The organism is Sphingomonas sp. DC4900 (genome assembly GCF_049896485.1).
GTDB classification, from domain to species: Bacteria; Pseudomonadota; Alphaproteobacteria; order Sphingomonadales; family Sphingomonadaceae; genus Sphingomonas; species Sphingomonas aquatilis.
In genome coordinates this window covers 55,619-67,532 of the sequence record NZ_JAFCUK010000014.1, presented here as the reverse complement: position 1 = coordinate 67,532, position 11,914 = coordinate 55,619, and the positions used below count along the sequence as shown (strand labels likewise).

Genomic DNA, 11,914 nt, shown 5'->3' with positions numbered 1-11,914 from the left:
GCGAAAGCCCCCATCTGCGCAAGCTTGTTACGCGTAATATCGTACTCGCGCCCGACGGAGAATGCGGTCCTCGATGGAGAAATAGAGCGATATCATGTCGTTCTCGACAATTGTTGACGCGGCGAAGGCGATATCGGTCTTGGCGCGATCTTCCGGTGGTGGCGGCAGGATCAACGGTTCGATCCCACGACCGGTGACCGCCCCGAAATCCGGCGAGAAGCTGATCCAGCCGATCCGCCAGCGCGCGTCCAGCGTCGCACCATTGTAGAACATCACCGGATCCGCACCGGGCAACTGACAGATCGGGCCGGTGGACAGGTGCCAATTGTCCCAGGATTTTGGCCGGATCGGAAACGGATCGTCGAGCGATGTCCAGGAATCGCCGAGCCGGTCCGCACGGGCGATGCCGACGCGCGACGCGCCGACGCCCTTTTCCTCCGCCGCGGCATATTCATAAAATAACCGCCAGCCGTCGTGCGGTGTCGGGGCGAAGGTCGCCTCCTTGATATTGCCCTCGCCTTCGGGCGCGGCGAGGACGACGCGGCGCTTGGTCAGCCGGTCGAGCGACGGGCCAGTCGCGGCGATCATCACGCCCTGGCTGCGCTTGGCGTCCACGCCGGTGTAATAGACGACGTAGGTGCCATCGTCGGTCCTGAGCACCGTCGGGTCTTCGCAGCCCCCTGCGTCCGGGTCCGTCGGATCGCTGCCCGGAGCGATGGCGATATGATCGTCGAGCGTGAAGGTCAGGCCGTCATCGCTCCACCCGCTGGCGATGAGGCCGGTCGGATCGTTTGGTCCGAGCGGGTCGGGCACGCCGCGCACCAGCATGCGATAACGCCCATCCTCGCGCCAGACGAAAGGGCTCATCAGGTCCATGCCATCAAGCGGCGAACCGGGCGCGATCGTGACGTCGTCGAGCGCTTCGACAGCATAGGTCGGCATCGGTCAGGCCCCCTGCGCGATAACCAGGCTGAGCGCACCGTCGATCGTAACCGTCGTCCCGGTGATGTAATCCGCGGCGGGCGAGAGCAGGAAAGCAACGAGCGTCGCGACCTCCTCGGGCTTGCCGGCGCGCCCCCAGGGAATGTTGGCCTCGAGCGACTGGCGATAGGAGGCATCCTCCATCGCATGTTCGTTCATCGGCGTCAGGATCATGCCGGGCGCGACGCCGTTGACCGCGATCTTCGCGGGCGCGAGTTCGAGCGCGAGCGTCGCCGTAAGCTGGGCCAAGCCGCCCTTTGCTGCGTCATAGTCCACGCCGCCCGGTCGCGGCGCCCGCTCGTGGATCGACGAGATGTTGACGATCCGCCCGCCCTGCCCGGCCTTTTCGGCGGCCCGCACAAAACGGCGGCAGGTCAGGAAGGGGCCATAGAGATCGGAGCGGATGACGCGGTCGAAATGGTCGAGCGGCATATCGACCAGCTTGGTGCCGCTCATGTTGAGACCGGCGGAATTGACCAGCCACGTCGCCGTGCCGAAGCGGCGCTCGGTGTCGGCGAACAGCGCCTCGACTGCGTCTTCGCTGGATACGTCGCACTGGATCGCGTGGACTCGATCGGCGCCCGCGGCCTCGGTGACCTTGGCCGCGGCATCCGCATCGCGGAAATAGGTGAAGACGACACGCGCACCCGCCTTCGCGAGGGCGGTGACGCACGCCGCCCCGATACCGGACTCGCCGCCGGTCACCACCGCGATCGGATTATCTGCCATGCACCTTGCCCCATCGTTGCGTCCGGAATCGACGCTACCAATGCGATGGGGCGGTCAATCGTTCCGGTGACAAATGCGTCATGCCGGACGAAGGGCGTTACAGCGCGGCGAGAGCCTTGGCGACGCCGTCCATCGTGAAGGGCTTTTGCAGCACCGGGCGATCGCGGAAGCGGCTGTCGACGCTGTCGTCGCTGCCGCCGGTCGCGAACACGAACGGAATGTCGCGTGCGGCGAGCGCTTCGGCGACGGGCGTGCTCTTCTCACCGCCGCGCAGGTTGACGTCGAGGATCGCAGCGTCGATGCCGCCGTCCTCCACCCGCGCCAGGGCGCCAGCCACCGTATCGACGGTGCCGACCGGCGTCTTGTCGAGCACCTCGAGGAAGTCCTCGAGCATCATCGCGATGAGCGGTTCGTCCTCGACGATGAGGATCTGGGTGAGCGCAGACATGCCCCAGCCCTTACCCGTGGTTGTTACACGCTGACAACCACTCGTTTGTAACGGTGTGCTATCGCGTCGTGAGGACGTCGCGCGCGGCTTCAGCCAATTGCTGCACGCTGAAGGGCTTGGGCAGGAAGGCGACGTTGTCGAGGTCGATCGACTTACGCAGTTGCTCCTCGGCATAGCCCGACATGAAAATGATCGGCAGGTCGGGGTAGCGATCGCGCGCGTGGCGGACCATCGTCGGGCCATCCATCGTCGGCATCACCACGTCGCTGATGAGCAGGTCTGGCCGGCCATTGCGATCGAGCAGCTCCAGCGCCGCCTCGCCATTCTCCGCGGTCATCACGGTATAGCCCTGCCGCGTCAGCGCGCGTTCGGCGACGGCACGGACCATATCCTCGTCCTCGACGAGCAGTATGGTGCCGGTGCCCCAGACCTCGACGGGCTTGGCCGGCGCCCGCGGCGCAGGTGCTCGGGTCGCGGTGCCTGCGGCGTGGACCGGCAGATAGATGCTGAAGGTCGCCCCCTGCCCCGGCTTCGTATCGGCAAAGATCCAGCCGCCCGACTGTTTGACGATGCCGTAGACGGTGGACAGGCCGAGCCCGGTGCCCTTGCCCACTTCCTTGGTGGTGAAAAAGGGTTCGAAGATCTTCGGCAGCACGTCGGGCGGAATCCCGCCGCCGGTGTCGCTGACGATCAGCGCGGTGTAATCGGCGACCGGCAGGATGTCGGTGCCCATCGCCCGCACGTCCGCCGCGGTGACGCTGCGTGTCTGGATGGTCAGCGTACCGCCACCGCGCGGATTATGCGCCAGCATCGCGTCGCGCGCATTGACCGCGAGATTGACGACGACCTGTTCGAGTTGCCCCGGATCGGCGCGCACGGCGCCGAGGTTGCGGCCATGGCTGACGTCGAGGCGAATCTGCTCGCCCATCAGCCGCTTCAGAAGGTTGGACACCTCCGCCACCACGTCGGGCAATTGCAGCGTCTGCGGGCGGAGCGTCTGCTGGCGGCTGAACGCGAGCAGCTGGCGCGTCAGGCTGGCGGCGCGGTTCGAATTGGTGCGGATCTGCTGGATGTCGTCGTAATCGCTGTCGCCCGGCGAATGGCGCATCATCATCAGATCGCAATGGCCAATGATCGCGGTGAGGATGTTGTTGAAATCGTGCGCGACGCCGCCAGCGAGCTGGCCGACCGCCTGCATCTTGGTCGCCTGCGCGACTTCCCGCTTTAGGCGGCTTTCCTCGCTATTGTCCTTGAGGCTGAGCAGCACCGCCGCATCGCCCAGGCCGCGGGCACCGGCGATAGTGAGCGCAACCGGTTCGTCGGGATGATCCTTCAGTCGCACCGCCATGTCCGAAGAATGCGTCGCACCGCTGGCGAAACGCCGGATCGCGTCGGCGACCGCCGCCTTGTCCTCACGCACCACCAGATCGCCCGGATAGAGCGGCGCGGCGGCGGGATCGACGCCGGCCGCGCGCACAAAGGCGTCGTTCATCTGGAGGAAGCGGCCCTCGCGATCGACCAGCGCCATGCCGAAGGGCATCAGGCTGACGAGGCTGCGCACATGTTCGGACGCGCTGGCACCGATCGCCGGGGCGGTGTCCACGTCATCAAGCAACGCAATCAGCGTCGGCGCGTCGGGAATATCGGTGAAGGGGACCTCCACCACGCGCAACGGCGTGCCGTCCAGCCCCTCGCGCTCGAAACGGACGAGGCCGCGGCTGTCGGTGATGAGCAGCCGCGCGAAGTCGCGCCCCTCCAGCCCCGTCTCGGCGGCGATCGCACGGCGGGCAAGCAGGCGGTTGGCGGCACGGACGCGGCCATCGCTGCCCAGCAGCGCCGCCATGACGCCGGAGGTGCCAAGCCGCTCGCCCATCGCCCCGGTGACCAACGCTTCGGTCGAGGCGGCGGCATCGTGCTGCCGAACGATGGCGAAGCGCCAGACGAGCATGTCGCCCTCATCGCCCGCACGCGCGATCTCTGCGGTCAGCCGGTGTGGCCCGGCGCGAAGGCCCCGCACCTCGCCGCGCCCGTCGCGCCAGGCGATGCGGCCGGCGTTGCCGAGTTCGGCGACGCCCTCCCCGGCCAGCGGCAGGCCGGGCGGAGTAGGAAAGCCTTCGAACAGCGCTTCATAGGCATCGTTGGCGCAGACCAGCCGACCGGCGCGATCGGTGATCGCCACGGCGTCGGTACTCGCCTGCGCGACCGCGCGGGTGAAGGCCCAATCGATCGTCGGTGTCGCCGCGACCCTGACCGGCGCCAGCATCCGCCACGCGATCACCGCGCCGGCGGCCACGATCCCCGTGGCGACGAACCCTGCCGCGGCGACGATGCTGCCGACCAGCCACAGCACGAGCGCCGCGGCCGCCACCGTCGCAGCACCGGCGACGAGCGCAGCGGCCCGGGTGGGGTTCAAATGTGTCGAAAGGGGGAGCGAGGCCATGCCCGCCCGTCATCGCGGGATCGGGCGGGGCGCGTCAAGCGATTGGTGTAGTGGGGTTGCTTCCGCGCCCCATGGCCGTTCGTGCTGAGCCTGTCGAAGCACGGGTTTCGACCTGCGGGACGATGCTTGTGGTGGACCTGCCCTTCGACAGGCTCAGGGCGAACGGCGGTGATGGTGGCCCCGCTTCCCCCGGCACGCCAGGGGAAGCGGGACGGTATCACCAGATGCGGACGCGCTGGTCCGGCGTCAGCACCAGCTTGCCACCCGGCGCGGGCTTGTAGGCGCCGTACCAGGGATCGAGGTTGCGCACGACCCAGGCGCGCTGCTGCGACGGGCTGTGCGGATCGGTCATCAGCCGCTGCTTCAGGTTCGCCTCGCGATAGTTGCGACGCCAAACCTGCGCCCAGCCGAGGTAGAAGCGCTGGTCGCCGGTCAGGCCGTCGATCACCGGCGCCTCGCGTCCGCCCAGCGACGCCTTGTACGCGTCATAGGCGACCGAAAGGCCGGCGAGGTCGGCGGTGTTCTCGCCCAGGGTCAGCGCGCCGTTGACGTGCATGCCGGGCAGCGGTTCGTAGGCGTTATACTGGTCGACGAGCCGCTGGGTTAACGCCTTGAAGCGCGTGACGTCCTCCGGCATCCACCAGTCGGTCAGCTGACCGTGCGCGTCATACTTCGATCCCTGGTCGTCGAAGTGATGGCTCAGCTCGTGGCCGATCACTGCGCCAATACCGCCGTAATTCACCGCCGGGTCCGCCTTCGGGTCGAAGAACGGCGGTTGCAGGATCGCGGCGGGGAAGACGATCTCGACCATGCCGAAATTGGCATAGGCGTTCACCGTCATCGGGGTCATGCCCCATTCCCAGCGCTGCAACGGCTTGCCGAGGTGGCTGATGTTGTATTCGTGACCCCATTGGCGCGCGCGCAGGGCGTTGCCGAAGGCGTCGCCCTTGAAGATCTTGAGGTTGCTATAATCGCGCCACTGGCTCGGATAGCCGATCTTCGGCGTGAAGGCGGCGAGCTTGGCGTGCGCCTTCACCTTCGTCTCGGGCGCCATCCATTCGAGCTTGTCGATGCGCTTGCCCATCGCCGCAATGACGTTCTTGACCAGCTGGTCAGCCGACGCCTTGGTTTCGGGCGGGAAATATTGCGCGACGTACAGCTTGCTGACCTCGTCCGACAGCGCGCCGCTGGTGAAGCCGACCGCGCGCTTCCAGCGATCTTCCTGCTGCGGCGTGCCCGACAAAGTGGTGCCGTAGAAGGCGAATTGTTCGTCGTCGAACGCCTTCGGCAGCACGCCCGCAAACCCGTCCAGGCTGCGGACCAGTAATTGATCCTGCAACACGCCGATCGGCGCGGCGCCGATCAGCTTCGCGATGCCGGTGACGGCGCTCGGCTGCGACACGATCAGCGAATCGACGGGCGTGCCGACGCCCTTCAGATAGGTGACGAAGTCGAAGCCCGGCGCGCTCTGCACCAGCTGCGCGACCGTCATCTTGTTATAGGTCTTGTTGGCGTCGCGGCTGTCGACGCGGCTCCAGCTGACCTCAGCGATCTGCGTTTCAAAATCGACGATCGCCTTGGCGCGCTCCGCGGCATTGGGCTCGCCGGCGAGCGTCAGCACCTTGGTCAGGTGCGCCTCATAGGCGGCCTTCTCCTTGGCGTTCTTTTCCTGCAGGTAATAGTCGCGATCGGGCAGGCCGAGGCCCGACTGGCGCATCTCGACGACATAGGTTTCGGGCGCCTTGTCGTCCTGGCCGACACCGCTGCCGAACGGAATGGCGACGCCGTTGCGGTCCGCCTGCGCGAGCAGCGAGGCGTAATTCGCCTTGGTCGCACGCTTGATCGTGTCGAGCCACGGCTTGATGGGCGCAAGACCCTTCGCCTCGATCGCGCCGGTGTCGAGATAGGTGGCGTAGGCCGTGCCGATCTTGGAGCCCGGCTGCTTCGCCGCGGCCTCCAGAATGCCCCTGGTGCGATCGCGCGACAGATCGGCGAGCGTGTCGAACGCGCCGAAGCTCGACTTGTCGGCGGGGATGGCGGTCGTCTTCGCCCAGGTGCCGTTGGCGTAGTTGTAAAAATCGTCGCCCGGCGCGATGCTGCGGTCCATGCCCGCTTCGTCGAAGCCGAAGGCGCCGATCTGCGGCTTGCCCGCTGCGGCGGCCGTAGGTGCTTGCTGTGCATAGACGGCGCCGGCAAGCGCCGATGCGCCGAGCAGGCCGGCGATGAGATAGGTCTTCATGGTCTCTCCCCGATGGGTCGGTCTGCTGTACAGATCACGACCGAGTACGTCTCATTCCGTTCGCCCTGAGCCTGTCGAAGGGCGGCTCTCCGCCGGCAAAGCGCCCGAGTGGGGCGCCCCGCCCTTCGACAGGCTCAGGGCGAACGGGTGGTTAGGAAGGTGATAGAGCCAACGCAGGTTCGTGCCAAAACAAAACCGCCGCCCGCGGATGGTCGCGGGCGGCGGCGGCGGGATCACCAGATCTTGATGCGATCGGCGGGGGCCAGATAGAATTTCTGGCCCGGCTTCACGTTGAACGCCGGATACCAGGCGTCGAGGTTGCGGACGACATAGGCGCGCCACTGGCCCGGCGTGTGCGGGTCGGTGGTCAGCTGATTCTTGATCGAGGCCTCGCGCGCCTTGGTCTGCCAGACCTGGCCGAAGCCCATGAAGAAGCGCTGGTCACCGGTGTAACCGTCGATGACGGGCGCCGGCTTGCCCTTCAGCGACAGCTTGTACGCGTCATAGGCGACGTTGATGCCGGCGAGGTCGGCCATGTTCTCGCCCAGTGTCAGCTTGCCGTTCACGTGCGTGCCCGGGATCGGCTCATAGGCGCCGTACTGCGCGACGACCTTGTCGGTCAGCGCGTTGAAGCGCGCGACGTCCTGCGGCGTCCACCAGTCAGAGAAATTGCCCTTGGGATCGAACTTGCGGCCCTGGTCGTCGAAGTGGTGGCTCAGCTCGTGGCCGATCACCGCGCCGATCGCGCCATAGTTCACCGCGGGGTCGGCGTTGGGGTCGAAGAACGGCGGCTGCAGGATCGCGGCCGGGAAGACGACCTCGTTCATCAGCGGGTTGGCATAAGCGTTCACCGTCTGCGGCGTCATGAACCATTCGCTGCGGTCGACCGGCTTGCCGATCTTGTTGAGCTGGCGATTGTATTCGAACTCCGCCACGCGGTCGGCGTTGCCGAGCACGTCACCCTTCACGACCTTCAGCGAGGTGTAATCGCGGAACTTGTCGGGATAGCCGATCTTGGGCGTGAAGGCGGCGAGCTTCGCACGCGCCTTCAGCTTGGTCTCGGGCGCCATCCAGGTGAGATTGTTGAGGCGCTTGTCCATCGCCGAAATCAGGTTGCGAACCAGTTCGTCGGCCTTGGCCTTCGATTCGGGCGGGAAATACTTCTGGACGTAGACCTGGCCGACCGCTTCACCCAGGCTGCCGTTGACGAGGTCGACACCGCGCTTCCAGCGGTCCTTCAGCTGCGGCGTGCCGTTCAGCGTCGTGCCGTAGAAGGCGAACTGCGTATTGACGAAGTTCGACGACAGCAAAGGCGCAGCGTTCGAGATCGTGTGAAACGCCAGATATTCCTTCCACACCGGCAGCGGCGTCGCGGCGACGATCTTTGCGGTGCCCGCCTGCGCCGACGGCTGACCGACGATCACGCGGCTCTGATTGCCCAGGCCCTGCGCGTCGAGCATCGCCTTCCAGTCGAAGCCGGGCATGGCGGTGGCGAGCTGCGCGACAGGCATCGGGTTATACCCCTTTTCCACCTGACGCAGCTCGGCGCGATCCCAATGGACCTGCGCGATCTGCTTTTCGAGGTCGTAGATACGCTGCGCCGCGCCCTGCGGGTCGGGCTGGCCCGCCATGCGCATCATGTCGGCGATATAGGTGACGTATTTGGTGCGCGCCTCGGCGAACTTGGGATCATCCTTGAGGTAATAGTCCTTGTCCGGCAGGCCCAGGCCGCCCTGGCCGACGTAGACGGCATAGACGGTGTTATCCTTCAGGTCCTGCTGCACGCCGGCACCGATCGGCACGTCGATGCCGTGGCGCGTCGCGTCGCCGAAGGCGCGGGCGAGATCGGTCTGCGAATTGATCGCAGCGATCTTCGCGAGATAGGGCTTGAGCGGCGTGGCGCCGGCCTTTTCAATCGCGTCCGCGTCCATGAAGCTCGCATAGGTGTCGCCGATCTTGGCAGTGACAGGGTCGCTACCGGGATTGGCCGCGGCGTCTTCGATCACCTTGCGGGTACGCTCGTCGGACAGGTTGCGCAGGATCGCGAAGCCGCCCCAGCTCGACCGGTCGGCCGGGATCTCGGTGCGGGCCATCCAGGCGCCGTTGACGTAATTGTAGAAGTCGTCGCCCGGCGCGACGCTCTTGTCCATCGCGGTCAGGTCGACGCCGAAGCTGCCGAGCTGCGGCTTGCCGGCGGCGGCGGGCGTGGTGGTTGCGGTCGGGCGAGTGCTTTGGGCGTAGACTACGCCGGATGCAGCGGAGGCGAGCAGGAGAGCGGCGATAACCGGTTTGCGCATCGAAGGTCCCTGGTGAGCGAAGCCGGGATTGGCAGACTCACGATGGGCAGTGTTGTAACCAGTTAAAACGCCTCGTCAAATATGGTTTCCGCTGTGACTATGCGCATGGCGATGCCGCCACTTGCGGGCGATCCACAGACGCCAGCCGAGCGCCGTGGCGGCATAACCGACGACCGCGCACAGGCTGGTCAGAACGATGAGGCCTAGGCCGAACGCCGGGCCCTGCGCCCATAGCCAGTGAAAGGCGCCGGTGATCGTCTGCAGCCACCCGGTCGCCTCCGCCGCGGGCTGGGCGATGGCGGGCGCGTCGCTGTGCAGGATCCAGCTGCCGATCTTATAGGCGAGGAACCACAAAAACGGCGTGGTGAAGGGGTTGGTGATGAACGTCGTCAGCGCGGCGACGGGCACGTTGGCGCGGAACGGCAGCGCGAACAGCGCGGCAATGGCGATCTGCGCGACCGGGAACAGGAATCCTGCCACCATGCCCAGCGCGACGCCGCGCGGCACGGAGCGGCGGTTGAAGCGCCACAGGCCAGGCTCCATCACGCGATGCGCGACCGGGCGCAGCAACCGGTTCGATTCCATCGATTCGCGCGTCGGCATATTGGCGCGCAACCAGCGGAACGTCTTGTGCATCATACCGGGGCGCCCCGCCGGGCTCAGCCGCGATCGCGCATGATACGTCCGGCTTCCCGCTTCCATTCCCGCTCCTTGATCGCGGCGCGCTTGTCGTGATCCTTGCGCCCCTTGGCGAGCGCCAGTTCCACCTTGGCGCGGCCGCGCCCGTTGAAATACACGCTGAGCGGCACGAGGGTCATGCCCTCACGCGCGACGGCGCCGTGGAGCTTGTTTATCTCGCGTTCGTGAAGCAGCAATTTACGCGGCCGCTTGGCTTCGTGATTGAAGCGGTTGCCGTGGCTGAATTCGGGGACGTTGGCGTTGACCAGCCACACCTGCCCGTCACGCACCTCAGCATAGCTTTCGCCGATGCTGCCCTCGCCGAAGCGCAGGGATTTCACCTCGGTGCCGGTCAGCGCGATTCCCGCCTCGTAGACGGTGTCGATACTGTATTCGAACCGCGCCTTGCGGTTCTCGGCGACGATCTTCTTCTTGTCGAAGGTGGCGGGCTTGGGACGCGACATGCGGGTGCGATGTAGGGGGTGGCGGGGGACAAGGGAAGCGGGGTGCGCGCGACGTCAGCATAAACCCGCCGTCACCCCGGACTTGGTCCGGGGTCCACTCCGCGGCGAGGGGGGCGGCAAGAGGCCCGGGCCATCCCCCCGTGGATGAGTGGCCCCCGGAACAGGTCCGGGGTGACGGCTCCCGGAACACCGCAACACCTTGCCCGAAACCGATTGCCGATCGCCCTCCATGTGATAGCATCACATCATGCTGGACTGGCGTGGCCTCGTCGGAACCTCGGCCGCCAATGGCTGCTTGGCCCTGATGCTTGCGGGTCTGATGGTGCCGCTCAGAGGGACATGCGCCGATTGCGGCGGGGCATGGGCGTTTTCAGACTATGTTTCGCACTTCCTCGGAATACCGTCACATGCCGCCATCCTGCCAGTACAGACCGCCATGCAGCCGATCGTGGTCGTGGCGTTGCCTTATCGAACCGACAACCGCAGCCCCTGTCCGGATCAGCCGCCGGTGGACAGGCTTCCGACGATCATCGGATCGCAGGCCGTCGCCCTGCCAGCCGTCACTGCCTGTGTCCGTGTCGACGCCGATGGACGGGTCCAGCGCATCCGCACCATCGGAGGCAATCCCGCTGGTACGGACCCGACACTGCGGCGCCTGACCTTCATACCCGCCATGCGCGGTGGCAAGATCGTCGCGTCATGGGTCGAGATCCAAGGTAACCGTTAAATCAGCCCCGCATGCGCCAGCGCCGCGTCCACCGCAGACCGCGAAGCCTCGGACGGCCAGGTCATCGGCAGGCGCAATCCCGTGGGGAAGTCGGGACGGACGCGGGTCATCGCGTATTTTACCGGGCCGGGTGAGGCATCGGTGAACAGCGCATCGTGGAGCGGCCACAGGCGGTCCTGCAATGCCAGCGCGTTGGCATAATCGCCCGACTGGCACGCCGCCTGAAATTCGGCGCACAGGCGCGGGGCGACATTGGCGGAGACGCTGATGCAGCCCCTGCCCCCCATCGCGTTGAAGGCGAGCGCCATGTCGTCGTTGCCGGACAGCTGGACGAAGTCCGGGCCACAGCCTTCGCGGTGGGCCGACACGCGGGCGATGGCGCCGCTGGCGTCCTTCACCGCGACGAACACCTTGGGGAAGGCGGTAACAATCCGCGCCATCGTGGCCGGCTGGATGTCGGTGACGGTACGGCCGGGGACGTTGTAGAGGACGATCGGCAGTTCGGCCGTCTCCGCCAGCCTAGCGAAATGCTGGTAGATGCCCTCCTGGCTCGGGCGGTTGTAATAGGGCGGGACCATCAGTGCGGCATCGGCGCCCGCCTGTTTCGCGCGCGCGATATTGGCGGCGGCGACGACGGTGTCGTTCGATCCGGCGCCGGCGATCACCGGCACGCGGCCCGCGGTCTGGTCGACGCAGACGCCGACGATGTGGAAATGCTCCTCGGCGGTCAGCGTTGCCGCTTCGCCCGTGGTCCCGCAGGGCACGAGCGCCGATGAGCCTTCGGCGATCTGCCAGTCGACCAGCGCGCGATAGGCGGCCTCGTCGAACTGGCCGTCATCGGTGAAGGGCGTGACGAGGGCGGGAATCGAACCTGAAAACATGAGGTAATGCGCGCTCCTGCTGCGTCCGAT

The 11,914-nt window shown here is 66.5% G+C and carries 10 protein-coding genes; 1 reads left to right on the top strand and 9 read right to left on the bottom strand.

The genetic code is table 11. The features are described from left to right. Window positions 1–27: 27 nt before the first annotated feature. The 8 genes from ACP690_RS14730 to smpB all read right to left on the bottom strand — a co-directional run bounded on the left by ACP690_RS14730 (window position 28) and on the right by smpB (window position 10,276). Window positions 28–942, bottom strand: a complete 915-nt coding sequence (locus ACP690_RS14730) for a glycosidase (RefSeq protein ID WP_426261406.1) — start codon at window positions 940–942, stop codon at window positions 28–30. Window positions 943–945: 3 nt separating this feature from the next. Then, window positions 946–1,710 carry an SDR family NAD(P)-dependent oxidoreductase gene (locus ACP690_RS14725; protein ID WP_063689564.1) on the bottom strand — a complete coding sequence of 255 codons (765 nt, stop codon included), beginning with the start codon at window positions 1,708–1,710 and terminating at the stop codon, window positions 946–948. A 97-nt stretch (window positions 1,711–1,807) separates the two neighbouring features. Then, window positions 1,808–2,158: a response regulator gene (locus ACP690_RS14720; protein WP_017978983.1), complete on the bottom strand. Its 351-nt coding sequence runs from the start codon at window positions 2,156–2,158 to the stop codon at window positions 1,808–1,810. A gap of 58 nt (window positions 2,159–2,216) precedes the next feature. Beyond that, a complete protein-coding gene (locus ACP690_RS14715; RefSeq protein ID WP_426261407.1) occupies window positions 2,217–4,598 on the bottom strand; it encodes a response regulator in 2,382 nt (793 codons plus the stop codon). A gap of 217 nt (window positions 4,599–4,815) precedes the next feature. Beyond that, window positions 4,816–6,837 (bottom strand): M13 family metallopeptidase, encoded by a 2,022-nt coding sequence (locus ACP690_RS14710; protein WP_426261408.1) that lies wholly within the window; start codon window positions 6,835–6,837, stop codon window positions 4,816–4,818. Between the two features lie 233 nt (window positions 6,838–7,070). Continuing rightward, on the bottom strand, window positions 7,071–9,134 hold the full coding sequence (locus tag ACP690_RS14705) for a M13 family metallopeptidase (RefSeq protein ID WP_295560177.1): 2,064 nt from the start codon (window positions 9,132–9,134) through the stop codon (window positions 7,071–7,073). Window positions 9,135–9,209: 75 nt separating this feature from the next. After that, the gene (locus tag ACP690_RS14700; RefSeq protein WP_426261409.1) at window positions 9,210–9,773 is read right to left on the bottom strand and encodes a DUF2062 domain-containing protein; all 564 of its coding nucleotides are present in this window, start codon (window positions 9,771–9,773) and stop codon (window positions 9,210–9,212) included. 20 nt (window positions 9,774–9,793) lie between these two features. Further along, window positions 9,794–10,276 (bottom strand): SsrA-binding protein SmpB, encoded by a 483-nt coding sequence (gene smpB, locus ACP690_RS14695; protein ID WP_017978988.1) that lies wholly within the window; start codon window positions 10,274–10,276, stop codon window positions 9,794–9,796. 247 nt (window positions 10,277–10,523) lie between these two features. On the opposite strand from smpB, the gene ACP690_RS14690 reads away from it, so the two are divergent. After that, entirely contained in the window at window positions 10,524–11,003 is a 480-nt protein-coding gene (locus tag ACP690_RS14690; protein ID WP_426261410.1) for a hypothetical protein, read from the top strand. Here the strand turns inward: ACP690_RS14690 and dapA are convergent. After that, window positions 11,000–11,884: a 4-hydroxy-tetrahydrodipicolinate synthase gene (gene dapA, locus ACP690_RS14685; RefSeq protein WP_426261411.1), complete on the bottom strand. Its 885-nt coding sequence runs from the start codon at window positions 11,882–11,884 to the stop codon at window positions 11,000–11,002. The two genes, ACP690_RS14690 and dapA, sit on opposite strands and share 4 nt — an antisense overlap. Between the last annotated feature and the right edge of the window lie 30 nt (window positions 11,885–11,914).

Coding starts and splice junctions, on each gene's coding strand:
- ACP690_RS14730 (WP_426261406.1), bottom strand. CDS start 942: ATGCCGACCTATGCTGTCGAAGCGCTCGACGACGTCACGATCGCGCCC.
- ACP690_RS14725 (WP_063689564.1), bottom strand. CDS start 1,710: ATGGCAGATAATCCGATCGCGGTGGTGACCGGCGGCGAGTCCGGTATC.
- ACP690_RS14720 (WP_017978983.1), bottom strand. CDS start 2,158: ATGTCTGCGCTCACCCAGATCCTCATCGTCGAGGACGAACCGCTCATC.
- ACP690_RS14715 (WP_426261407.1), bottom strand. CDS start 4,598: ATGGCCTCGCTCCCCCTTTCGACACATTTGAACCCCACCCGGGCCGCT.
- ACP690_RS14710 (WP_426261408.1), bottom strand. CDS start 6,837: ATGAAGACCTATCTCATCGCCGGCCTGCTCGGCGCATCGGCGCTTGCC.
- ACP690_RS14705 (WP_295560177.1), bottom strand. CDS start 9,134: ATGCGCAAACCGGTTATCGCCGCTCTCCTGCTCGCCTCCGCTGCATCC.
- ACP690_RS14700 (WP_426261409.1), bottom strand. CDS start 9,773: ATGATGCACAAGACGTTCCGCTGGTTGCGCGCCAATATGCCGACGCGC.
- smpB (WP_017978988.1), bottom strand. CDS start 10,276: ATGTCGCGTCCCAAGCCCGCCACCTTCGACAAGAAGAAGATCGTCGCC.
- ACP690_RS14690 (WP_426261410.1), top strand. CDS start 10,524: ATGCTGGACTGGCGTGGCCTCGTCGGAACCTCGGCCGCCAATGGCTGC.
- dapA (WP_426261411.1), bottom strand. CDS start 11,884: ATGTTTTCAGGTTCGATTCCCGCCCTCGTCACGCCCTTCACCGATGAC.